The sequence below is a fragment of the Sulfuricurvum sp. genome, assembly GCF_028710345.1.
GTDB lineage: Bacteria > Campylobacterota > Campylobacteria > Campylobacterales > Sulfurimonadaceae > Sulfuricurvum.
Genome location: NZ_JAQTUH010000003.1, coordinates 137559 through 159257, shown reverse-complemented (window position 1 = coordinate 159257; position 21699 = coordinate 137559). Strand labels below are relative to the sequence as shown.

Annotated in this window: 26 protein-coding genes; 14 read left to right on the top strand and 12 right to left on the bottom strand. The window is 39.7% G+C overall.

What is annotated here, in order from left to right:
* Nucleotides 1–26: 26 nt before the first annotated feature.
* The gene (locus PHC76_RS05425) at nucleotides 27–746 is read left to right on the top strand and encodes a zinc ribbon domain-containing protein (RefSeq protein ID WP_299972140.1); all 720 of its coding nucleotides are present in this window, start codon (nucleotides 27–29) and stop codon (nucleotides 744–746) included.
* An 8-nt stretch (nucleotides 747–754) separates the two neighbouring features.
* Nucleotides 755–1906 carry a lipid IV(A) 3-deoxy-D-manno-octulosonic acid transferase gene (gene waaA / locus PHC76_RS05420; RefSeq protein WP_299972139.1) on the top strand — a complete coding sequence of 384 codons (1152 nt, stop codon included), beginning with the start codon at nucleotides 755–757 and terminating at the stop codon, nucleotides 1904–1906.
* On the opposite strand, the gene PHC76_RS05415 is transcribed toward waaA, so the two are convergent.
* The 3 genes from PHC76_RS05415 to PHC76_RS05405 form a co-directional block, all read right to left on the bottom strand.
* Nucleotides 1881–2549, bottom strand: coding sequence for a tRNA-uridine aminocarboxypropyltransferase (locus PHC76_RS05415; RefSeq protein ID WP_299972137.1), 669 nt, complete (start codon nucleotides 2547–2549; stop codon nucleotides 1881–1883). The two genes, waaA and PHC76_RS05415, sit on opposite strands and share 26 nt — an antisense overlap.
* Before the next feature lie 3 nt (nucleotides 2550–2552).
* Entirely contained in the window at nucleotides 2553–3797 is a 1245-nt protein-coding gene (locus PHC76_RS05410; RefSeq protein ID WP_299972136.1) for a DEAD/DEAH box helicase, read from the bottom strand.
* Nucleotides 3798–4074: 277 nt separating this feature from the next.
* Nucleotides 4075–4680 (bottom strand): DUF2238 domain-containing protein, encoded by a 606-nt coding sequence (locus tag PHC76_RS05405; RefSeq protein WP_299972135.1) that lies wholly within the window; start codon nucleotides 4678–4680, stop codon nucleotides 4075–4077.
* A gap of 103 nt (nucleotides 4681–4783) precedes the next feature.
* Here PHC76_RS05405 and PHC76_RS05400 point away from each other — a divergent pair, with 103 nt between their 5' ends.
* The 7 genes from PHC76_RS05400 to rplS all read left to right on the top strand — a co-directional run bounded on the left by PHC76_RS05400 (nucleotide 4784) and on the right by rplS (nucleotide 9267).
* Nucleotides 4784–5521 (top strand): RNA pseudouridine synthase, encoded by a 738-nt coding sequence (locus tag PHC76_RS05400; RefSeq protein ID WP_299972134.1) that lies wholly within the window; start codon nucleotides 4784–4786, stop codon nucleotides 5519–5521.
* A 212-nt stretch (nucleotides 5522–5733) separates the two neighbouring features.
* Nucleotides 5734–7080, top strand: coding sequence for a signal recognition particle protein (ffh, locus tag PHC76_RS05395; RefSeq protein ID WP_299972132.1), 1347 nt, complete (start codon nucleotides 5734–5736; stop codon nucleotides 7078–7080).
* Nucleotides 7081–7213: 133 nt separating this feature from the next.
* Nucleotides 7214–7444, top strand: coding sequence for a 30S ribosomal protein S16 (gene rpsP, locus PHC76_RS05390; protein WP_013459360.1), 231 nt, complete (start codon nucleotides 7214–7216; stop codon nucleotides 7442–7444).
* A 3-nt stretch (nucleotides 7445–7447) separates the two neighbouring features.
* Entirely contained in the window at nucleotides 7448–7687 is a 240-nt protein-coding gene (locus PHC76_RS05385) for a KH domain-containing protein (protein WP_299972130.1), read from the top strand.
* Complete coding sequence (rimM, locus tag PHC76_RS05380; protein WP_299972128.1) at nucleotides 7647–8222, top strand: ribosome maturation factor RimM; 576 nt, start codon at nucleotides 7647–7649, stop codon at nucleotides 8220–8222. Before PHC76_RS05385 ends, rimM begins: the two co-directional genes overlap by 41 nt.
* On the top strand, nucleotides 8223–8918 hold the full coding sequence (gene trmD, locus PHC76_RS05375) for a tRNA (guanosine(37)-N1)-methyltransferase TrmD (protein ID WP_299972127.1): 696 nt from the start codon (nucleotides 8223–8225) through the stop codon (nucleotides 8916–8918).
* Nucleotides 8908–9267: a 50S ribosomal protein L19 gene (rplS, locus tag PHC76_RS05370; protein ID WP_299972125.1), complete on the top strand. Its 360-nt coding sequence runs from the start codon at nucleotides 8908–8910 to the stop codon at nucleotides 9265–9267. Before trmD ends, rplS begins: the two co-directional genes overlap by 11 nt.
* A gap of 49 nt (nucleotides 9268–9316) precedes the next feature.
* Here rplS and PHC76_RS05365 read toward each other — a convergent pair whose 3' ends face one another.
* Nucleotides 9317–10087 (bottom strand): magnesium transporter CorA family protein, encoded by a 771-nt coding sequence (locus tag PHC76_RS05365; RefSeq protein WP_299972123.1) that lies wholly within the window; start codon nucleotides 10085–10087, stop codon nucleotides 9317–9319.
* Between the two features lie 2 nt (nucleotides 10088–10089).
* The gene (gene smpB / locus PHC76_RS05360; RefSeq protein ID WP_299972121.1) at nucleotides 10090–10542 is read right to left on the bottom strand and encodes an SsrA-binding protein SmpB; all 453 of its coding nucleotides are present in this window, start codon (nucleotides 10540–10542) and stop codon (nucleotides 10090–10092) included.
* A 172-nt stretch (nucleotides 10543–10714) separates the two neighbouring features.
* Between smpB and PHC76_RS05355 the strand changes: the two genes are divergently transcribed.
* The gene (locus PHC76_RS05355) at nucleotides 10715–11356 is read left to right on the top strand and encodes a hypothetical protein (protein ID WP_299972119.1); all 642 of its coding nucleotides are present in this window, start codon (nucleotides 10715–10717) and stop codon (nucleotides 11354–11356) included.
* Nucleotides 11357–11391: 35 nt separating this feature from the next.
* Here the strand turns inward: PHC76_RS05355 and PHC76_RS05350 are convergent, their stop codons facing one another.
* The 4 genes from PHC76_RS05350 to PHC76_RS05335 are packed head-to-tail and all read right to left on the bottom strand — an operon-like array spanning nucleotide 11392 to nucleotide 15244.
* Nucleotides 11392–12153 carry a 4-(cytidine 5'-diphospho)-2-C-methyl-D-erythritol kinase gene (locus PHC76_RS05350; RefSeq protein WP_299972117.1) on the bottom strand — a complete coding sequence of 254 codons (762 nt, stop codon included), beginning with the start codon at nucleotides 12151–12153 and terminating at the stop codon, nucleotides 11392–11394.
* The gene (gene csrA, locus PHC76_RS05345) at nucleotides 12150–12380 is read right to left on the bottom strand and encodes a carbon storage regulator CsrA (protein WP_299972116.1); all 231 of its coding nucleotides are present in this window, start codon (nucleotides 12378–12380) and stop codon (nucleotides 12150–12152) included. The genes PHC76_RS05350 and csrA overlap by 4 nt, the downstream gene beginning before the upstream one ends.
* Entirely contained in the window at nucleotides 12374–13195 is an 822-nt protein-coding gene (gene truB, locus PHC76_RS05340) for a tRNA pseudouridine(55) synthase TruB (RefSeq protein WP_299972114.1), read from the bottom strand. Before truB ends, csrA begins: the two co-directional genes overlap by 7 nt.
* Nucleotides 13196–15244, bottom strand: a complete 2049-nt coding sequence (locus tag PHC76_RS05335; RefSeq protein WP_299972112.1) for an ATP-dependent helicase — start codon at nucleotides 15242–15244, stop codon at nucleotides 13196–13198. It abuts the gene before it with no gap.
* A 136-nt stretch (nucleotides 15245–15380) separates the two neighbouring features.
* Between PHC76_RS05335 and PHC76_RS05330 the strand changes: the two genes are divergently transcribed.
* Nucleotides 15381–16280 carry a LysR family transcriptional regulator gene (locus PHC76_RS05330; protein ID WP_299972110.1) on the top strand — a complete coding sequence of 300 codons (900 nt, stop codon included), beginning with the start codon at nucleotides 15381–15383 and terminating at the stop codon, nucleotides 16278–16280.
* A 93-nt stretch (nucleotides 16281–16373) separates the two neighbouring features.
* On the opposite strand, the gene PHC76_RS05325 is transcribed toward PHC76_RS05330, so the two are convergent.
* Genes PHC76_RS05325 through cysK form a run of 3 tightly spaced genes read right to left on the bottom strand, consistent with a single transcriptional unit; the run spans nucleotide 16374 to nucleotide 18349 of the window.
* Complete coding sequence (locus PHC76_RS05325; protein WP_299972109.1) at nucleotides 16374–16832, bottom strand: hypothetical protein; 459 nt, start codon at nucleotides 16830–16832, stop codon at nucleotides 16374–16376.
* A 22-nt stretch (nucleotides 16833–16854) separates the two neighbouring features.
* Nucleotides 16855–17436 carry an aminotransferase class IV family protein gene (locus PHC76_RS05320; protein ID WP_299972107.1) on the bottom strand — a complete coding sequence of 194 codons (582 nt, stop codon included), beginning with the start codon at nucleotides 17434–17436 and terminating at the stop codon, nucleotides 16855–16857.
* The gene (gene cysK, locus PHC76_RS05315) at nucleotides 17426–18349 is read right to left on the bottom strand and encodes a cysteine synthase A (protein WP_299972106.1); all 924 of its coding nucleotides are present in this window, start codon (nucleotides 18347–18349) and stop codon (nucleotides 17426–17428) included. The genes PHC76_RS05320 and cysK overlap by 11 nt, the downstream gene beginning before the upstream one ends.
* A gap of 164 nt (nucleotides 18350–18513) precedes the next feature.
* Here cysK and PHC76_RS05310 point away from each other — a divergent pair, with 164 nt between their 5' ends.
* The 3 genes from PHC76_RS05310 to PHC76_RS05300 all read left to right on the top strand — a co-directional run bounded on the left by PHC76_RS05310 (nucleotide 18514) and on the right by PHC76_RS05300 (nucleotide 21547).
* Nucleotides 18514–19974 carry an acetyl-CoA carboxylase biotin carboxylase subunit gene (locus tag PHC76_RS05310; RefSeq protein WP_299972104.1) on the top strand — a complete coding sequence of 487 codons (1461 nt, stop codon included), beginning with the start codon at nucleotides 18514–18516 and terminating at the stop codon, nucleotides 19972–19974.
* Nucleotides 19975–20170: 196 nt separating this feature from the next.
* A complete protein-coding gene (locus tag PHC76_RS05305) occupies nucleotides 20171–20740 on the top strand; it encodes a hypothetical protein (RefSeq protein ID WP_299972102.1) in 570 nt (189 codons plus the stop codon).
* Between the two features lie 39 nt (nucleotides 20741–20779).
* Nucleotides 20780–21547: an ion transporter gene (locus tag PHC76_RS05300; protein ID WP_299972101.1), complete on the top strand. Its 768-nt coding sequence runs from the start codon at nucleotides 20780–20782 to the stop codon at nucleotides 21545–21547.
* Nucleotides 21548–21699 lie beyond the last annotated feature (152 nt).

Sequence of the window (21699 nt, the reverse complement as noted above, 5' to 3'; positions counted from 1 at the left end):
GATGAAGCAACCCCAAAAGGCACACCATGAACAAACATTTAGAGCAGTTAATCGACCTATCGTTAATTGACAAAGAGATCGATGCGTTTGAACCCCAAATTGAAGAGGCAAACCTTCAGTACGATGCGCTTTTGGCAACTAAAAATGCTGTTGTCAACGAGATAGCAACCCTCTCTAACGAGATTAAAGATGAGCAAATCAAAAAGCAAAAAAATGAGCTTCATTTGGCAGAACTCTCTGCAAAGCTTGAAGACAACAGCAGAAAAAGTGCTGAAATCAAAACAGAACGTGAGATGAAATCACTTCAACTCGAAGAAGAGATTGCAAAAGAGCAAGTGAGTTTTGCGAACGAAGAGATTGCTCGTTTGGAAAAATTGATCGATCATAAAAAAGGAAAAATCGAAGAGCTCGAAGCAAAAGCGGGTGAAATCGAAACAAACCTAACAGGTGTAAAAGCAGATGTTGATCAAAAATTGGCACACATCGATGAAGCACGCAAAATCGTTTTCGCTAAAAAAGAGATTCTTGTAGGGGCGATGAACCAAAAAGGTCTCTCATTCTACCAAAAAATTCGTCGTTGGGCGAAAAATACGACAGCCGTTCCGGTTCGTAACCAAGCATGTATGGGTTGTTATATGGCAATCAGCGATAAAGTATACAGCGAAGTAATCAAAGGTGAAGAGATCGTAACCTGCCCACATTGCGGACGTTTATTGTATCTTGAGCCGAGTGATATGAGCGCGTAAACACAACCGTGTTTACCCTCTTTTATACACTTCTCTCTGCTACCCTTTTTACGGTGGCACTCCCTTTTATACTGATTCTCTCTTTCAAAAAAAAGTACCGTTCCTCCATCCCATCCCGTTTTTTTCTTTGGAATAATCATTGTTTTGACCCTAGTGATATTTGGTTTCATGTCTGCTCATTGGGAGAAGCCAAAGCGATAGCACCGATAGTAGAGCGATTATCGGGATTTAAAATCGCGATTAGTGTCATTACCCATACGGGATATGAAGCAGCATCCAAATATAGCGCGCAAGTGCGCTATCTCCCCTATGAGCCGTGGTTATGGTTTTGGATGGGTCGACCTAAAACCGTAGTGATATTAGAGGCTGAATTTTGGTATCTGTTATTTCGGATTGCCCATGCGCGAGGTGCACGAGTTATTGCCCTAAATGCCCGTATCAGTGATCGAAGTTTTCCGAAATATTACAAGATGCGATGGTTTTATCAACGTCTTTTTCGTTATTGTGATTTGATTTTGTGTCAAAGCAGTGAAGATATGGCGAGATTTATCGCATTGGGTGCACACAACGTCGAAGTGGTTGGAAATATTAAACTTGCCCAAAAAATCGAAGCAACCAAAACCTATTCTAAACCCGATGGTGTTGTGATTATCGCGGGGAGTACCCATGAGGGGGAAGAGGAGGGGATACTTCGTGGATTTATGGAGTATCAAAGAGAAAATCCCAACACGAGACTGATTATAGTCCCCCGCCATCCTGAACGATTCACAAAAGTTGCAACATTGATTACCCAAACAGCACCGCAGATGAGCTTCGCACGGTGGAGTGAAACCCAATCACTGATGAGTAACATCATCCTCATTGATGCGATGGGAGAGCTAAATAACCTCTATGCTATCAGTGACATTGCGATTTTGGGGGGAGCGTTTGCACCTATCGGCGGGCATAATCCCCTTGAGCCCGCGAGATTTGGATGCAAAATTATCAGCGGTAAAAATATGTTTTTACAACGTGAACTTTTTAAATACGTTTCGCACGTTCAGTTTGTCGAATTGGATGAGGTTGCAGAAGCTCTTAAGATTGCCGAAACATTACCCCCCTCAGAGGTCAATGCAACGATTGATTTAGAGCGAGTCATGGAGTGTCTACGACCCCTATAGTTGGATATGTTCGAAAGCGTACACTCTCTTGGGTGCTGATGCAGTGGAGTTGATAATCCACCATGGATAAAAATGGGTTTAAAAAAGATTCGAGTTGTTCTTTTTCTAAACTCTCTATCCCTTGAACACTTAACAATTCTAAAATCGTAAGGGTCGATTCGATAGTGGAGAGACAAAAATCTGAGGGTTGCTCTTTGATTTGAAATTGTGATATTTTGGAATGGGTGAAACTAAGTTTCGGCAAGTTTTGCAAATTGTGACTGAGTTTGAGCATTTTAACCGAACACGGCCACGTCGAATCGATGATGAAGATGACGAGTTGCTTCCCCGTTGACTCTATTTTTTTGGTATTGAGATTAACACTGTTTTTACTGGGATATAGGACATAGCAGAGATTGTTTTCATCATTTAATAAAGCATTGATTGCAGTATGCTCACTAAAATCGACATCGATGTATAGCTCTGAGTTAGGAAGAGAAAGATAGGTAAGTCTCCCCGTACCGTTCTTAGTCTTTTTAAACTCTTTAGGATGCATGAGGATGATAAATTTAGTGGTCGTTTCGATAGGTCTGACACTAGAGCACAAACATAAAGAGAGAGGGCGATAGCAGGTATAGCATGTTCCTCGCGCACTGTGACTCATATGTTAGTTCTTCTTGCCGTTCGCGGCAGCTTGTTCGCGTAGTTTGTCTTTTTTACTTTTGCCACTCCCTTTGATTGGTTGCGGTCCTTTCGTTTTTAGAGGGGGAGTTCCCGTGAGTGCAAACCCCTCGATTTGTTCTCTGGGTAGTTTGATGTTTGAGCGTTTTTCAATCAATCTAAAGTGATCGTAGTCTTCATGGTCGATAAAAGAGATGGCAGTACCTGATTTACCTGCTCTGGCGGTACGTCCAATACGGTGGATATAATCAGCAGGAGAGCGGGGAAGATCGAAGTTGACGACGCAACTAATGTTCTCAATATCGAGTCCCCGTGCAGCGATATCGGTAGCAAAAAGAATACGGATTTTTTTATTTTTAAACTGCTGGAGGGTAAAAACACGCTCCTCTTGAGTGAGGTCACCGTGGAAAGAATCAGCTAAAAACCCGTATTTTTTAAATTTCATAGCGATATTATCCGCAGCCCTTTTGTTTGCCATAAACACTAGCACCGACTCCCACGCCTCATCTTCGAGTAGACGACGTAGCAAAGGGCCACGATTCTCACGATTGACTTCGATACAGCGTTGCGTGATGCTCTCAACGGTTGGTTCTTCGGATTCACTAAATATTTGAAGGGGATTTTGGGTGATTTTGGAGGCAATAGAGAGTATTTTGGGGGGATAGGTTGCTGAAAAGAGGAGATTTTGACGCTTTAGTGGAATCTCTTTTAAGAGAAGCTCAAGCTCTTGTTCAAAACCAAAATCGAGCATCTTGTCCGCTTCATCCAAAACAAAAAACTCTAAATGAGAGAGATTCATCTGTTTTTTGGTGACAACTTCCAATAATCGTCCTGAGGTTGCTACCAAAATATCACACCCTTGCTGAATAGCATAGAGTTGATCGCCGATGCTTTCTCCTCCGATAACACTTACCACTTTGGGTCGTTTCGCTAAATGCTTACCAAACGTACCAAAAGCTTCAGCCACTTGCAATGTGAGTTCTCTAGTAGGTGTGAGTATGAGGGCTTTTATTTTTGGTTTCCCCTCACTTTTGTGTGCAGACCAAAGTTCTAAAATAGGCAAGATAAAACTAGCACTCTTACCGCTTCCCGTTTGAGCTCTTGCCATAATGTCATGGTGCTCAAGAACATGTGGAATCACTTTTTCTTGGATAGGGGTTGGTTGTAAAAAACCACTCTCTCTAAGGGAATCTACGAGTTTTGGTGAGAGTCCGAGGTGAGAAAATGGCATGATAGATGTCCTGATAGTATTTAAACGCTATTTTAGAGTATCTGGGCTGTTAAAGTGCTCAAGGTTATTTTAGTGAATATTTGAAATAATATAGATGTTAATCAATTAAAAGCAAAGTACGCTTTTGAATAGTATCGAATATACCACTTTTTTACCACTACGCACCACAAAATCAACTTGTTAAAATTCTGTACATTGTTTATGGAAATATTCAATATCAAAAACTGTTTACCTAATCCTTCCGTCATTCTTGCGAATCCAAGATTAATTTTATAAATTACAATCTTCTTATTGCTTTGTCATGAATTTTTCTAAAAACACTCAATGCAATTATTGCTCCAATCAGCGCAAAAAACATATCAGACTGGGTATCCCACATATACCCTTGCGTCCCTAAAAACTCGTCTGCTCCTTGTCCCATCCATAATGCTGCACCCCATTCAATCAGCTCATATGTGGCACTAATTGCCAAAACGATAGATACAACGATAAAGAGCAACATTTTCTTTCCATTAATATAATTTCCACGAATTAGAACTTCATACGAGATGAGTGCAGGAGAAAATCCTTGCATAAAATGACCGATTTTATCGTATGGATTTCGATCCATTTCTAACCATTGGGCAATCTCAAAACCAAGGGGCACACGAGCATAAGTATACATCCCTCCAAAAATCAAGACAATCATGTGAAGAAAAATGACACTATAAAGTAGGGTTGTTAGTGGGAAAGATTTATAGGTTTTTATTAAAACTGGTAATACGATGATAATAGGAAAAATTTCCATAAGCCATGTTACTCGATCATAAGCATAGATTCCAGAATAGAGTAAGAGCAAGATGATTATGATAAATCCCGTCATTAAAATATGTTTTTTATCCATGAGATGATTATAGCAAAACATTACGCATCTTATCTGAAGCACATCACTGCTATAATTGCTTTTATGATTACGGATTGAAATAAACCAACCTGAGGACGATAAAATGGAAAAACCAAAAGCGTATAAGCTCTTAGCACAACAAGAGGGAATCTCAAACTCTGAGGCAAAATCACTGATAGACCGTGGATTGGTCTATGTAGGAAACTCAAAAGTGATGATAGCACGAGGAGAGATTAGTCCCAAAACGACTTTTATCGTCCAAAAAGTGGAGAAAGCGCATCCGATATATGAAGATGACAATATGATTGTTATCGATAAGCCGGCGTTTGTAAATTCCGATGAGATCGAGCGTCAGTTCAAAGGCTCACAGCTCCTTCACCGACTGGATCGTGAAACGAGCGGTGTACTGATGCTCGTCAAAAATGAAGAGTTTCGTTTAAAAGCGATTGGTGAGTTTAAAAAAGATAATGTTTATAAAGAGTACGTCGCATGGGTTGATGGGATTGTGAGTGAGCCGTTTGTGGTCGATCAGCCTCTTATCACTGAGAAAAAAGGGAACAAAGCGGTGACAAAAGTTGCCAAAGGGGGAAAACCGGCGATAACTGAAGTGACCCCTCTTGAGGTATCAGGGAAAAAAACCAAAGTTCAACTCATCATCCATCACGGACGAACTCACCAAATCCGCGCCCATCTAAAATACGCACAATGCCCGATTGTCGGAGATGAAAGCTACGGTGGACGCCCATCGAAACGGGTTATGTTACACGCTAAAAAAGTAACTATTTTAGGATTGACATTTATAGCTCCGGAACCAAAAGTATTTGGACATTTCGGGAGCTAATGCGATCTATTTTTGTCATTGCGAGCGAAAGCGTGGCAATCTATTTCATAGAAGTTTCGTCATCCTCGGGCTTGACCCTGGGATCCATCCCCAATTTGAAAGAGCTGGATTCCCGCCTGCGCGGGAATGACGGCAAAGCATAATTAAAGAAAAAATTAAGTATAATGCGAAACTTTTTATGCCTAGGTGCATAGACAATTTTAGGAGTTCTTGTGTTTGATACACTCACCGAATCATTTACATCTGCCATACGCAAAATTCGTTTTCATGACGATGAAAAAGCCCTCACCAAAGCATTAGGCGAGCTTAAAAAAGCGTTACTTAAAGCAGATGTTCATCACAAAGTGGTGAAAGATCTTATCGATTCGGTTGAAGTTCAAGTAAAGCAAAACGGTATTGGTAAAGATCAATTTTTAGATGCTCTGCGTCATTCGTTGTATGAGCTTTTAAAGGTCAAAGGGAACAGCGGGTTCGTCTACGCACCACAATCCCCAACCGTTATTTTGATGAGTGGTTTGCAAGGTTCAGGGAAAACAACCACGACCGGAAAATTGGCTAATTGGCTCAAAATTCGTCAAAAGAAAAAAGTGTTGGTAGTTGCAGCGGACTTACAACGTCTTGCAGCGGTAGAACAGCTTCGTCAAGTGTGTGCTTCAATCGATGTAGAACTCTATAGCGATGAAGTGAGCAAAAACCCTGTCGAAGTTGTTAAAGGTGCATTAGAGCACGCGAAAAAACTTCTCGTTGATGTGGTATTGATCGATACGGCAGGGCGTTTAGCGATTGATGATGAGTTGATGAATGAACTCGCTGAGGTCAAACGTGCGGCGAATCCGCATGAGATTTTCTACGTTGCCGATTCATTAGCAGGACAAGATGCGGTTCGTACGGCTGACACATTTAACCAAAAAATCGGAATCGATGGTGTCATTCTTACCAAATACGATGGAGATTCTCGCGGCGGTGTAGCACTCGGTATCGCTTCACAGATTCAAGTTCCATTGCGCTTTATCGGTGCGGGTGAGAAAATGGAAGATTTGGAAATATTCCTCCCTGATCGTATCGTCAACCGTCTTATGGGGCTTGGAGATATCGAAGGGCTTGCGGAGAGAACAGCATCGATTATCGATGAGAAAAAAGCGAAAGAACTCAACAAAAAAATCAAAAAAGGTGAGTTTAATTTCAATGACTTCCTAGAGCAGATGGAGAGCCTCAAAAAAATGGGGAGTATGAAATCGCTCATGGGGATGATCCCTGGGATGGGTGGAATGGCATCGGCTCTCAAAGATTTTGATTTGGAAAATTCGGGTGAATTGAAAAAAATTAAAGCGTTGGTTTCATCCATGACGATGAAAGAGCGTGAAGATCCGGAATTATTGAACAATAGCCGAAAAGCACGTTTGGCAAAAGGGTGCGGATTGGATATTGTCGATGTCAATCGTATTTTAAAGCAGTTTAAAAATGCCTCTAAAATGGCAAAAAAATTCTCTGGTAAACAGGGGATGAAAGATTTACAAAGTATGATGGGGCAGATGCAGGGGCAACGTTTTCCACGCTAAATGTTAAGCAGGAGATTTATTGAAATCTCCGACTTAGCGTTCTAGCGATTTTGCGGTTTTTCTTTTGCTTTTGAGGGCAAAACACTCTGCAAAGTTACTTTAATGCGAACTAAATAAACACAAGGAATCTAAAATGGCAACAGTCATTCGCTTAACCCGTATGGGACGTAAAAAACAACCTTTCTACCGTATCGCGGTAACCGATAGTCGTAAACGCCGTGATGGTGGTTGGATTGAATTGATCGGGTACTACAACCCAATGACAGACCCTATCACTACTAAAGTTGATGAAGAGCGCTTGAACTATTGGTTGAGTGTTGGTGCTCAAATGTCTGACCGCGTTAAAAAAATTACAGGTAAATAAGTCATGGTTGCCGACTTCGTCGCTGAGTATGCTCGTCTTATCGCTACCTATCCGGAGGATATCCAAGTTGAATCTATCGAGGGTAGCGAAGTAACCGAGATCATATTGCATGCTAATCAAGCCGACGTCGGTAAGCTAATTGGCAAAGAGGGGAAGATGATCGGTGCGATTAAAACCCTTATCTCCGGTTGCAAAGCCAAAGATGGTCAAAGTTATCGTATCAATGTCGAACCGCTTTCGTAATTCTCCTAATCCCGACCTCCTGCATGTTGCTACCATAGGGCGTGCAGTAGGATTAAAAGGGGATTTAAACTTTAATCTCCATACCGATTTTCCAGAACAATTCACCAAAGGTGCTACATTTGAACTTGAAAATGGTGTAATTATTACCCTATCTTCTTATAATAGTGATCGTTCATTGGTTCATATCGTAGGATATGATTCACCTGAATCGGCTAAAACACTGACCAATGCAAAGCTTTTTACGACGAAAGAGGCAACTCGTGAGCGTTGTAAGCTGGGTAAGGGTGAGTTTTTTTGGTTTGATTTACCAGGGCTTTTTATCTATGAAGATGAGAAGTTATTAGGGAATGTATTGGAAATTGAGCGGATTGGTGTACAGGATTATTTATCCATTAAAACGGATTCCTTATTAGTAAATCAAGGTGCAGCTGAAACTTTTTTAATCCCTTATATCGACCACTTTGTTAAAAATGTAGATGTTGCGATGAAGAAAATAACGGTAATCGGCGGAATCGATCTCCTAGAGGCATCGTAAATGCGTTTTACGTATGTCACCCTTTTTTCCAATCTAATTGATGGTTATTTTCAAGACTCTATTTTAAAACGGGCAATTGATGCGGGTGCATTTGAGGTAGCGTATCTTAATCCTAGAGATTATAGTGCTTCAAAGCACCATAAAGTTGATGATACCGCAGTCGGTGGCGGTGCTGGGATGGTGATGACACCACAGCCGTTATTTGATGCATTATCGACATTGGAAGAAGATACCTATATCATTTTTGTTGCACCCGTCGGGAAACAATTTACCCAAAACGATGCAAAGAGATTAGCCAAAAAAAAGCATATCGCTTTTGTGAGTGGACGATACGAGGGGATTGATGAACGTGTAGTGGAAAAATTTGCCGATGAAGTCTTTAGCATCGGTGATTATGTCCTTACCGGAGGGGAATTGCCATCATTAGTGATGAGCGATGCAATTGTTCGAAATATCGAAGGGGTGCTTGGAAATAGTGAGTCGCTTGAGATGGAAAGTTTTGAAACGCCACTTTTAGAAGCACCTTCTTTTGGAAAACCACCGATTTATGAAACTTTAGGAGTTCCATCAGAATACCTAAAGGGAAATCACAGTAAAATTCTAGCACTAAAATTAGCTCTGTCTGAATGCAAAACAAAATATTTCAGACCTGAACAGCTATTAAAGCACTCAAGAAGGACTTCTTATGAAAAATAAATACATCGCTAGCTTTGAGCAAGCGCAAATCGCAGGCAAAAATGTTCCTGAGTTCCGTGCAGGTGACACTCTTCGTCTTGCTGTTAGCATTACTGAAGGTGAAAAAACACGTGTTCAAAATTATGAGGGCGTATGTATCTCTATCCGTGGTGAAGGTACAGGCCGTACTATCACTGTTCGTAAAATTGGTGCAAACGGTATCGGTATCGAGCGTGTTTTCCCAATCTACAGCGATAGCTTAGAAAAAATCGAAGTTCTTCGCCGTGGTCGTGTTCGTCGTGCGAAATTGTTCTACCTTCGTGACCTTGCTGGTAAAAAAGCACGTATCAAAGAAATTCGTCGCAAATAATTCCTCATTGCTGCATTTGGTGCAGCAATTACTTTTTTACTCCCTACATTCACTCTCTCTTTATTTTCCATAAAACACCTAGCGTCAGTAATACGGCAAAGACAATCATAGAGACAAACGCATCCCATGTCCCCATTGCATGTTGAAACGGTAATCCTCCGGTATTCATTCCAAAAAATCCAACCACTAAATTAAGTGGGAGAAAAATAACAGAGATGATTGTGAGGATGTAGATACTTCGGTTCATTCGATCAGTAGAGCGTAGACTATAGTATCTATAGAGGTTGTCGAGTTGGTCGTTTACAGCTACATTGGAGCGTAAAGTTCGCTCTAGGTGCTCATAAAGGTCATCGAATTCGTTAATAGGAAGCGTTTTAGTCGATTTTGATTTAGAAATGAACAATTTTAAAACGTCAACGGCTTTGAAAATAACCCGCTCTGAACGTGAAAGCTCTTTTTTAAGATCATGCCAGTGATCCATAAATGTAGATGTAAATTTTTTATATAGGCTTGATTCAAGTGCTGCAATTTTTTCTTGAACGGTTTCGATATCAACCATTAAGCTATTTATCTTATCATCCAAAAAGTGATACAGATGGGTTATCCCCTCTGTAAAACGGATAAAATCTGCTTTGTTTTTATCGTAATAAAAGAGATCCTCATTGGTGAGAATAAAGCCATACGAATGTATTTTAGTTTTTTTTCCTAGTTGGTCTGGGAGGCGAAGTATAAGAAGTCGATAATCATTATACTCTTCAAAAACAGAGGGGTGAAAGGGATTTTGAAGATCTTTTAGATGAAGCTCATGTATGTTTACCATGACTATTCCCCTTTGAGTGCCCGTTCGATATCGCGTTTGATACTTTTTTCTTTTAAATCATCCCGCTTGTCATAGAGCTTTTTCCCTTTGACAATTGCTACTTGCATTTTTACAAGATTTCGATCATTAAAATATATACTTAACGGTACAAGGGTAAATCCCTCTTTTTCTACTGCTTTGTGCATTTTTTCAATTTGCTTTTTATGCAATAGTAGTTTTCGACTTCCCCGTTCCTCATGAGTATAATAGTGGTGTGTGGTATCAAGCACACCGATATGAATGCCAAAAACGAATGCTTCTCCTCGGACGATTTTGATAAATCCATCTTTGAGGTTAATCCTCCCCGCCCGAAGGGCTTTGACTTCACTTCCTTTAAGTACGAGTCCTGCTTCAAATTTTTCTTCGATGTAGTAGTCAAAAAAAGCTTTTTTATTGGTGGCTATGTTTTCACCCACGCATATATCCTTGAAAATAATTAGGGAATGATATCAAATGTTCACCTTATTCTTATAATGAATAATGAAGTGGAATATAAATTTAATTTTTTAATACAAAATATAATTATGTATGCTTTTTTTAAGAAATTATACAATATAATTAAACATATATTAATAAAAGGGTTTACGTATGTTTAAAAAATCATTCGCCATTTCTATCTTGTTGGCTTGTTCATTGAATGCAAGCATGTTTGGTGATCTTGCCGGATCATTAATGGGGTCATCAGATGGTACAAAAACAGAAATGCAAGCTATTTTTGATAAGATGGATCAATCTACTAACACGTTAGTGGCATCTGTAGAGCTGATCAATGGATCTCTTGGAGATAAAAAACAGCTAACTAAATGGGATGACCAAAATAAAACCATTGGAAACCTTACTGATGATGAAAAAGTACCTGCTATTGCAAAATTGAATCAAGAAAAAATTGAATATGCTACGGCATTGGGACTCAATAAAGATGCTGTTACGAAAGCAAAAAAATTGCCAAATGACCAAAAAAGTAAAATTGGTACAGCAATCAGTGACATATTATTAGTATCAAAACAAGAGAAAGAAACAGCAAACAAAGCTAAAGATCTTGTAAAATCAATTGTTGCTAACCCAAAATCAGCACTCTTGTATGCTGGTGATCTTCCAAAACTAAAAGATGTAGTAAGTAATACACCTGCTATGTTGAGTGCACAAGCTGCTTTGAGTAAAAATTTGGTAATTTTAGCAAACAGCGCAAATATTACTATTCAGCAACCAGTAGCAACTGCTGAAAAATAAGCTAATAATCTTTTTCGCCATTTAGTGGCGAAAAACTATTTGACTTTAAAAAAACTACTTCCACTTCCTGAATAAAACCACCCTACTTTTTCTTCCAGTTCGTTATAACATCCCAAAGCAGAAGGGTAAAGATCGTTTGCACTTTTAGGATTCATAGAGGCGAGAAGATCACGTGAAGGGGTTGATTCGAGTTTAGCAGCCTCTTCAGGGGTAATCGGTGCATAGAGATGCTCACGATAGTAGCGGTAGACTGCTGGGGTACTGATTTTGATGTCGGGGGTAACAATCTCAAAATCGATTAACGGTTCATTGTACCGTTCGACAATCTCGCCGATACCGCTGACATTTGCTGAGTCATACCCATAGATGAAAAAAGGGACATCTGCACCAACGTTTGAACCGATTTCGGCAAGTTCATCGATGCTAAGGTCTAATTCTAGCTCATTATTACACATGTGTAAAAAGGTTGCGGCATCGGAACTTCCTCCCCCAAGACCTGCAAAAGAGGGGATTTTTTTATCGACACAGACGGCATGATGTTCAAAAAACTCAGAAAGGTTGTGAGAACGGGTAGCAGTTTGGAGATGTTTATAGGCTTTGTAAATCGTGTTAGAATGGACTTCACAATCAAAATTACCCCGAATCTCAAATTCAGGGGTAAACTTTTTTTCAAACCAAATGGTATCACAAAGAGTTTTAACCTTCATAAAACGAGATGTAATAGTATGATAGTCACCACGCTTACCGGTGATTTTAAGGAAAATATTGACTTTGGCGTAAGCGGGATGACGAATCATAGTTTAAATTTTTGGGCAAGTTGGCGTAAGAGGGAATCATCTTGAGGTGCTGATGCTTCTTTATTGGAATCTTCGACGGCACGTATTAATTCACTGCGAAGTACGCGTATATCATGGGGAGCCTCGATACCGAGTTTAACAACCCCTTTGTCGATAGCAACGATTTTTACGGTGATAGAATCTCCTATTAGAATCGATTCATCAAGTTTACGTGAGAGTATTAGCATGCCTCAACCTTATTGAGAATATAGTGTATCTTATCATCGGCTATCTCGATGATAGAGATGGTGGAACCGTTATCGAGCCAATAAGTACCATTTAGTTGTTCCTCAAATTGTTCACGATACAGTGGTTGACCTAGTAAAATCGTTTCTGTATCGCCATTATAGCGATTTTTAGGGAGAGAGAGGGCGGTTTTGATATCGATTTCTTTCTCATTATCATAGAAAAATTGCCCTTCATTAAGTCGTTCTAAGGCAGTGAGTGATCCTTCACATCCTAATTTATCGGCAATCATCTCTCCTAAAGAGCGAATATAACTCCCCTCAGAGACATTTGCCTCAAAAGTAACAAAGGGGTGGCAATAGTGGAGCAGTTTAATCTCATGGATTGTTGAGGTGATTGTTTTAAGCTCTACATCGATACCTGCACGTGCCAGTTCATAAGCCCGCTTGCCGTTAATTCTTTTTGCACTGTATTTTGGGGGAAGATAGGTAATCTCGCCATGAAGTGAGTCGATAGCAGAGGTGATGAGAGATAGCTCAAAAGGTTCTAGCTCATCAATCGTTTCGATTTTTTCGATATCTAATGTTGGGGAATAGGCACCGAGCCAGAGGGTTGCACGATACTGTTTAGGTGTTTTATTTAAAAAGCGGAATAATCGTCCGTGATTACCGAAAGCGATAATTAAAACCCCTTTGGCAAAGGGGTCAAGCGTCCCCGAATAGCCCGCTTTTTTAATACCGTAACGACGTTTAAGACGGCTTAGTAGTTGATTGGAACTCATTCCAGTGGGTTTATAGGCAACAAAAAGACGGTTCAATCAGAGTTTCTCCACAAAAGATGCGAGAATATCCCGTTTGTTTCCGCCGAAATTGATAAGCAATTTAAATTCTCGTCCCGATTTACTGACACCTTCAACCCGTCCGGCACCGAAGATTTTATGGCGTACCAAATCCCCTTTTTTATAGGCGGTATTTTTTTCGAGTTTGAGTGAGCCTTCACACAACCCCGCTTCATTGATAAAACGGCTTTTTTGGAGTTCCGTACGGCGTCCTTTATAAAAACGGCTGTTGACACTACTGAGGGTAAGATTGCTTTTTGCTCTCGTAAAGGCGACGTAACCTAGCCGTCGTTCCTCTTCGAGATCGCTTCCATCACCGATAAGAGGTAAAAATCCCTCTTCCAATCCTATTACAAAGAGATGCTCGAACTCTAGCCCTTTGGAGGCGTGAATGCTCATGATGTAGATGCTTTCACCTTCTACTTGGTCTTGGTCGCTTTGCAACGTGATATCGTTAAGAAATTCGGGTAGAGAGGCATCAGGATTTTGTTTGACAAAATCACGAAAGAGTCCATAAAATTCATCGACATTGGCGATTTTTTCAGCTTCATCGGGGAGCCCTTTGAGTGTCTCTTTGATTTTAAAACGCTCTTCGAGTTGGTCAATAAAACGGTAGATTGCCTCATCCGCTACAGCACGCAGTTCAACGATATCACGGATAAAGCTACGAAGCTCCCCGACACTTTTTTTACGTGCTAATCCTTCGAGTTCGCTATCACTGAGGGTATCGATAAACTCAAACATCGATTTTCCAGCTTCCATTGCAGAGAGCTCAAGCTTTTCGATGGTTGCTTTTCCCAGACCTCGCTTGGGTTTGTTGATGATTCGTTTGAGCGAAAAATTATCGTGGACATTGGTAATGACCCGTAGATAGCTGATGAGGTCTTTGACCTCGGCGCGATCATAGAAGCGAAGCCCGCCGACGAGTTTGTAGGCAACTCCTGCGCGGTTTAATCCCTCTTCGAGAGAGCGGCTGAGGGCATTAATCCGATACAATACAGCGATTTCATTGGCGCGAACCCCTTTATCAATTAGAGCCCGTATCTCTTGAGCTACCTTTTTGGACTCTTCACTCTCGTCGTGAGCATTAAGAACTTTGACTGCTTCTCCGCCACTTTTGGTCGCTATAAGGGTTTTTCCTAATCGTGAACGGTTATGTTCGATGAGGGCATTGGCGACGGTGAGAATGGATTGGGTGGAGCGGTAATTGTGTTCGAGTTTGACAACCGTTGTCCCTTCAAAATCTTGGTCAAACTCTAAAATATTACGGACATGTGCCCCTCGCCATCCATAAATACTTTGGTCATCATCACCGACCACACAGAGATTATTATGGGTAGAGCATAACTTTTGAAGCAATCGTAATTGCAGTTCATTGGTGTCTTGATACTCATCAATCATGATATATTTATATTTGTCGGATGTTTGAGTGCATAACTCATGGTTCTCTTCTAATAGTTTATACGTAAGACAGAGAAGGTCATCAAAATCGACGAGATTATTACTTTGCAGGTAATCTTGATACTCTTCATAGATTTTAGCGATATGTTTGTAGTTGGTGAGTTCCGCTTGGGCATATGCCTCTTTTGGGTCAATCAAAGAATTTTTGTAGCGTGATATCTCACTGGCGATGAGTGCAGTGGGTAAATCGGCATTAATTTTTTTGAGAATCTTCTTTTTATCATCACTGTCGATGACGACAAAGGTATTACTTCGTCCGAGGAGATGAATATGAAATTTTAAAAAAAGTAATCCAAATTTATGAAAGGTACACAAAAGAGGAGGGTAGCTGTTTTGGGTAATCAGTCCCATTGCCCGCTCCCGCATCTCTTTAGCTGCTTTATTGGTAAAGGTGAGGGTGAGGGTTTGAGAAGAGGGGATTCCGATAGTGTCAAGCATATAGGCTAATCGTGAAGTGATGGTCTTTGTTTTACCGCTTCCTGCCCCTGCTAATATGAGTAGCGGTCCGTCGATTTGCTCTACTGCGGAGCGTTGCGCATCGTTGAGACCATCAAAAATTTTATCCATACGTATCTGTACCTTACTCTTTTAAGATATTTTATTATAGCTCATTTTTATGCGATATGCGAAAAAGTGGTATCTCTTGCAATGAACATAATTCTAGGTTATAATACCAGCATAGATTTTACTTATAGGAATTATTATGTTAAAAGATTTTGCAAAACTCTTGACCTTCTTAACGGTAGTAAAAGAAAAAAGTTTTTCAAAAGCATCCGCAAAGCTTGGGATTTCACAACCTGCTGTTACACAACAAATCAAATTTATCGAAGACTATCTCGATACTCGAATCGTAGAACGTAAAAAAAATGGGATCAAACTTACCAAAGAGGGTGAAGATCTTTATCGTATCGCTATAAAACTTGAAAAAGCGATTTTAACGAGTGAAAAAGATTTATTAAAAATCATCAATAAAGAGTTTACCTTTGTTGTTGGGGCTTCGTATGCAATCGGTAACTATGTATTACCAAACTATTTACAACAGCTTAAAGATAAGATCAACAATGAAGTACACATTCGTGTTGCTTTCTCAGAAGAGATTATTGACCAATTGTTGGATAAGAAAATCGATATTGCGTTGATTGAATCGCCGATATTTAAAGACGGATTGATTTATCGTGAGTGGGAAGAGGATGAGTTGGTGATTTTCTCTAATCAACCTATTCCAAAACAGCTTCGCAAAGAAGATCTTTATAAATTTGACTGGATTTGCCGTGATGAAAACTCACATACGCGTAAATTGACGGCAGAAGTGTTTGAAGAGATCGGTGTAGAGTGTTCCAGCTTTAGTGTTATCGGGGTAGTTGCAAGTTCTACCGCAATCAAAGAGACTATTTTACGTTCACCTAAAAATGGAGAGCGTCCGGTAGTATCGGTTATTTCGCGCCACGTTGTCCAAGATGAAGTGGAAGAGGGAAAACTGTTCGAAGCGAGAATCAAAAACTTTAAAATTAAACGTAAGTTCTATATTACCTACAGCAAAGAGCGCAAACATGATGCGTTTATCGATAATGTCGTAACATTTTTGTTAGGGTTGAAATTATAATCATCTACTCGTCATTCCGTGCTTCGACACGGAATCTCACCAACTCTTCAATCGAAGTATAGATACCGTATCTAGTACGGTATAACAAAAGAGTTATTTTTTCAAAAACTTCTGATTCTCTGGATTTGAGAGAAACGTACTCATGGAGTTTTGAATCCCCTCATTTTTTTCAATGTTGACTGGCTGTAACCGTTCGTGCGGTAAAGCAAGATTGACAAATGCAGGTGTATCATCAATAATAATTTGAACAATAGAGAGTAATGGAACGCTGACAAAGCTACCGATATTCTCTTGACCGAATCCCGCTTCAAAAATCAAGATATCATCATCGATACGAGCACTCTCAAAGGTATAGCCCGCAAGGAAAAAGAGTGTCATGGAGCGAAATTCATCGGCGATATGTTTAGGGAGTTCCGGATCAAACGTTACCGCTTCAATCTTGCATAAAATTCCGAAATTTTGGTCATTTTCGAAAAGGAAAATCAGCATATCGCGAACATGGTTTTCCATGAGTCTGCCGAATGAAGGATTTTTGATGATATCGTATAACATGGTTGAACCTAACGTAATAAAATTACCGTATTATAACATTTTCCATCTCAAAGAACCCTATCATGGCATTGAGTAATGCAATACGCGGTGCGTTTAGTGCATCTGAAATGGTAATAGGCGCTACGAATATTTTCCCTTCATTTACTAGACGTGAACGGGTTGTCCCCTCTAGTAAAGGGGTGTCGGGGGTGAGCCATTGATGGTTGATATAGAAGGCAATATTGGCAATGGTTGTATCGGTAATATTGCCATTTTTAGCGATTACCACATCATTACATATCCCACGTTGTTCAAAAAGAGCATTAAGTTCAGTGCGGTCGGCGTATTTAAGCGGATAGTCAATATCATTGTTGTGAACGATGCGTAAAGAGCTAATAGGTTTTGGGGTATAAGGGAGATACTCAATAGTATACCCCTTATTATCATACAAAAATCGACAACGATAGAGTCTCTCATCCGGTGGCGAAATAAGTTCAGAGAGGAGGTAGGCGGTAGAATATTCAAGTTTTTGGAGCGTTGAATCAAGACGCTGTTGATGGTAGGAGAGGTGATGCGCTACCCCATCCTCACAGCGGATAGTTTCTAATAGTGTTTTAGGCTTCAAAGAGGGCGGTGCTGAGATAGCGTTCAGCGGTATCGCAAAGAATAGTAACTACCGTTTTGCCTTGATTTTCCGGGCGTGAAGCAACTTGCATTGCTGCATAAACATTGGCACCGGCAGAAATTCCCACTAAAATTCCTTCTGTTTTTGCGAGCTCTTTGGAGGTTTTGATTGCATCTTCGTTACTTACACTAATCACTTCATTATAGAGCGTGGTATTGAGGACATCCGGGATAAATCCTGCCCCGATTCCTTGGATTTTATGGGGACCGGGATTGCCGCCGGAGAGGACACATGAATCCCTCGGCTCTACAGCGATGATTTGTATATTAGGTAATACAGCTCTGAGTGCTTCACCGGTTCCGGTGAGTGTCCCTCCTGTCCCTACAGCAGCGACAAATATATCGACATTACTGTCGGTATCGCGTAAAATCTCTTGGGCAGTTGTTTTGCGATGGATTTCAGGGTTTGCTGGATTGGAAAATTGTTGTAACACAATAGCATTGGAGTTGGAAGTGACGAGTGCATTGGCTTCATCAATCGCCCCCTTCATACCCAAAGATGCAGGAGTGAGGACGAGATTTGCCCCTAATGCTTTGAGGAGATTGCGACGCTCCATAGACATTGATTCAGGCATCGTTAGGGTGAGTTTGAGACCTAATGCCGCGCAGATAGAGGCGAGGGCGATTCCGGTATTTCCGCTCGTTGGTTCAATAATCAAAGTATCTTGAGTAATTTTCCCCTCATCCATTGCCGTTTTAATCATATTAAAACCAATACGGTCTTTGACGGAGCTTGTAGGGTTCATAAATTCACATTTACCTAAAATCGTTGCACCGGCAGTTTGAGTGGGGACGTTAAGACGGACAAGTGGTGTATTACCGATAAGTTCAGTGATGTTGGCAGCAATATTCATACTACGGGTTCCCCTTTTTGAAAATTTTATCATACCATAAATGGTTAAAACCAATACCTAATTGCAACTATTGTGCTTATATATAAAATTATTATGTTGCTATTTTATTGCTATGCATGTTAGGTATACTTTAGCCCATATACTAAACTAAAATGGTGAGGCAGATGATAGAGCATAAAAAAATCAATAAGATATTGATTGCAAATCGTGGCGAGATCGCATTGCGTATTATACGGGCTTGTAAAGAGCTTGATATCAAAAGTGTTGTTGTTTTTTCTGAAGTTGACGTAAACGGAGTTTGGGTTCGCAAAGCGGATGAATGTTATCCGATTATGGGAGATCCGATTCAAGCGTATCTTGATTATGATCGTATTATCTCTTTGGCGAAAAAAGCAGATTGTGATGCAATCCATCCGGGTTACGGGTTTCTCTCTGAAAATGCCGATTTTGCTCAAGCATGTGCTGATAACGGAATTATTTTCATCGGACCAAAACCGGAACATATTGCCCTTTTCGGGGATAAAATGGCATCGAAAGTCGCTATGCGTGCTGTAGGTGTTCCGATGCTTCCGGGTACGGATGAGCCAATTGATAATGTTGAAGATGCAGAAAAAATTGCTATCGGAATCGGATTTCCGGTTATCATCAAAGCAGCATTCGGCGGTGGCGGACGCGGTATGCGTATCGTCGAGCGTGCGGAAGATTTTAAAGAGATGTACGAATCAGCGACCCAAGAGGCATTACGTTTCTTTAGCCGTGGTGAAACATTTATCGAAAAATACTTGAAAAACCCTCGTCACATCGAGATTCAAATTGTTGCCGATAAATATGGGAACGTTGTCCACCTCGGAGATCGTGACTGCTCTATCCAACGTCGTCACCAAAAAGTGATCGAAATCGCACCTTCACCTCTTTTAAATGAAGATACCCGCCGTGAACTGTATCGTATTTCGACCAAAGCGATGTTCAAGCTTGGTTATGAGAGTGTCGGGACTATCGAATATCTCGTAGACCAAGACGATAATATTTATTTCATCGAAATGAATACCCGTGTTCAGGTTGAACATCCGGTTACTGAAGTTATTTCAGGGATCGATTTGATTCAACGGATGATCCAAATAGCTGAGGGTGACCAACTCAAATTTTTACAAGAAGAGATTAAACTTCGTGGATACGCCATCGAGTTCCGTCTCAATGCCGAAAATCCAAAAATGGGGTTTGTCCCATCTCCTGGTTTGATCACCAACTACCTTGCGCCAGGTGGTCCGGGAGTTCGTTTGGATAGTATGGCGTATACCAACTATCTAATCCCATCAAACTACGATTCGATGATCGGAAAATTGATTGTCTCTGCATTGACATGGGAAGATGTGGTGCGTAAAGCACGCCGTGCATTGGATGAATTTATCATCGAGGGTGTACCGACTAATATTCCTCTTCACCGTCAAATCGTTTGCGATCAAGATTTTATCGACGGTACAATTGATACTGGGTATCTTGATACAAAATTACAACATTTTAATCTTGATGCGATCACTAATATGAATTATGAAGAGGCTAAAATGAAACACATTACCTCTGTTATCGAAGCTATCAAGAGAAATAATCTCAACGTTCGTCACTAAGAACAATTTCTTCCCGTCATTCCCGCGTAGGCGGGAATCCAGCTTTTTTAATCACTTCTCTTGCAAACTTTTCCATTTCAGTGTAAAATCTTTAAAATAGGTCATTTCGTTTAATTTTAATAAATAGGCTTTTTATTTTATTCGTTTCTTGTTGATAATTAGACTAAACTCAAATATAATTTTTAAAAGGCTTAAAATGTTTAGATTCTTAAAATCACTTTTTGCTCCTTCAATTCAGCCTATAGTTATATATGAGAATCGTGACGACAATGAGAATGATATAAGAAAATATTTTCTACAAGAAATAGAGAAGTCACCTTTTTTGAAAAAAGAAAGTCATAACCAAGTGTTAAAGCATCTTTTGCGAGAAATTAATATTTTAAAAACAGAAAACAAATTAACAGTTGAAGAAAAAAAAGCGTTAGGGATAAATTCTCGATTATCAATAACAAAAGAGTTGGTAAATGTTCTTAATGAAGATGGACTAAAAATTGAATACCCAAAAAGTATCATTACGGATATGTGGAATAGAGCATCAAATACTAAGCTTAGTTATGACAGCTATATTAGAGCTAAAAAATCAGGAGTCACAAAGTTTAAACTCATATCATCGGGTGGAGGAATGGGTGATTGTGACTGGTGTACTCAGAAGCAAAAGTTAGACTTTCTTTCCGATACTGATATATCTTTTTTTCTTCATAATAAATGTGATTGTGAACCATATTCATATTCTTATTTAGAACCTGAAATTAATTTTAACGATTGAATAGAGCACAAACAAATTCAAAATAATTGGAATAGCCGGATGAAGTCAATAGTCGAAAACCTTTATGAATGTTTAGAAACCCCAAAAAAGTTAAGATGGGGTACGACTATACAGTTCATAATATTTTTGATGATTATTTTAAATATTATTGGGATGTCTTTAGATACTGTTCAAGAGTTGCATAACTCCTACTATGCATGGTTCGATTTCATAGAAATAATTACAGTAAGCTTTTTTATGTTTGAATTAATACTCAGATATATATCAATAGGGTATAAACAAGAATATAAAGGCTGGAAGGGAAGAATAAAATTTACTTTTACACCTTTTATCTTAATTGATATTATTTCAATTTTACCAACATTTCTTACATTCTTTGGATTTAATTCATCATTTTTACGAATTTTGCGACTTTTTAGAGTCTTTAAATTATTACGTGTGAGTAAAGTGTCAAGCTTTGAACGAGCATTAAAACGGGTTTTTGTAACCGACCGTGAAAATTTACTCATGACATTTGCATCAATTGGTATTATTTTAATTATTCTTACAATTATTGTATATTTTGTTGAAAACAATGCTCAACCAAAAATATTTTCCAGTATCCCACAAACACTATGGTGGGCTGTAGTAACATTAAGTACTGTCGGGTATGGAGATATGTATCCAATAACAGTGTTTGGTAGAATTATTACAGCAATAATTACAATGATTGGGATTGCTTTTTATGCAATACCTGGAAGTTTATTTACTGTGGCACTAATCGAAGAAATTAAAATGGAAAATGCAAAGAAACATGAACTGTCATAGTAATCCGAAGGGGTGATTAATCCCTCCGTATTTGATTAGTGCAGAGTGGGCGCGAACGCCATCAATACTAAAAATATCACGATGTAAATTGATATAACAAAGGTTTCCCTTTGAGTGAGTTCCCACTCACCCAAACCTTGTTTTTTAGACAA

Excerpts from the sequence above, each read along its gene's own strand:
- PHC76_RS05425 (WP_299972140.1), top strand. The coding sequence starts at position 27 with ATGAACAAACATTTAGAGCAGTTAATCGACCTATCGTTAATTGACAAA.
- PHC76_RS05415 (WP_299972137.1), bottom strand. The coding sequence starts at position 2,549 with ATGAGTCACAGTGCGCGAGGAACATGCTATACCTGCTATCGCCCTCTC.
- PHC76_RS05410 (WP_299972136.1), bottom strand. The coding sequence starts at position 3,797 with ATGCCATTTTCTCACCTCGGACTCTCACCAAAACTCGTAGATTCCCTT.
- PHC76_RS05405 (WP_299972135.1), bottom strand. The coding sequence starts at position 4,680 with ATGGATAAAAAACATATTTTAATGACGGGATTTATCATAATCATCTTG.
- PHC76_RS05400 (WP_299972134.1), top strand. The coding sequence starts at position 4,784 with ATGGAAAAACCAAAAGCGTATAAGCTCTTAGCACAACAAGAGGGAATC.
- rpsP (WP_013459360.1), top strand. The coding sequence starts at position 7,214 with ATGGCAACAGTCATTCGCTTAACCCGTATGGGACGTAAAAAACAACCT.
- PHC76_RS05385 (WP_299972130.1), top strand. The coding sequence starts at position 7,448 with ATGGTTGCCGACTTCGTCGCTGAGTATGCTCGTCTTATCGCTACCTAT.
- rimM (WP_299972128.1), top strand. The coding sequence starts at position 7,647 with ATGGTCAAAGTTATCGTATCAATGTCGAACCGCTTTCGTAATTCTCCT.
- trmD (WP_299972127.1), top strand. The coding sequence starts at position 8,223 with ATGCGTTTTACGTATGTCACCCTTTTTTCCAATCTAATTGATGGTTAT.
- rplS (WP_299972125.1), top strand. The coding sequence starts at position 8,908 with ATGAAAAATAAATACATCGCTAGCTTTGAGCAAGCGCAAATCGCAGGC.
- PHC76_RS05365 (WP_299972123.1), bottom strand. The coding sequence starts at position 10,087 with ATGGTAAACATACATGAGCTTCATCTAAAAGATCTTCAAAATCCCTTT.
- PHC76_RS05355 (WP_299972119.1), top strand. The coding sequence starts at position 10,715 with ATGTTTAAAAAATCATTCGCCATTTCTATCTTGTTGGCTTGTTCATTG.
- PHC76_RS05350 (WP_299972117.1), bottom strand. The coding sequence starts at position 12,153 with ATGATTCGTCATCCCGCTTACGCCAAAGTCAATATTTTCCTTAAAATC.
- csrA (WP_299972116.1), bottom strand. The coding sequence starts at position 12,380 with ATGCTAATACTCTCACGTAAACTTGATGAATCGATTCTAATAGGAGAT.
- PHC76_RS05335 (WP_299972112.1), bottom strand. The coding sequence starts at position 15,244 with ATGGATAAAATTTTTGATGGTCTCAACGATGCGCAACGCTCCGCAGTA.
- PHC76_RS05330 (WP_299972110.1), top strand. The coding sequence starts at position 15,381 with ATGTTAAAAGATTTTGCAAAACTCTTGACCTTCTTAACGGTAGTAAAA.
- PHC76_RS05325 (WP_299972109.1), bottom strand. The coding sequence starts at position 16,832 with ATGTTATACGATATCATCAAAAATCCTTCATTCGGCAGACTCATGGAA.
- cysK (WP_299972106.1), bottom strand. The coding sequence starts at position 18,349 with ATGAATATTGCTGCCAACATCACTGAACTTATCGGTAATACACCACTT.
- PHC76_RS05310 (WP_299972104.1), top strand. The coding sequence starts at position 18,514 with ATGATAGAGCATAAAAAAATCAATAAGATATTGATTGCAAATCGTGGC.
- PHC76_RS05305 (WP_299972102.1), top strand. The coding sequence starts at position 20,171 with ATGTTTAGATTCTTAAAATCACTTTTTGCTCCTTCAATTCAGCCTATA.
- PHC76_RS05300 (WP_299972101.1), top strand. The coding sequence starts at position 20,780 with ATGAAGTCAATAGTCGAAAACCTTTATGAATGTTTAGAAACCCCAAAA.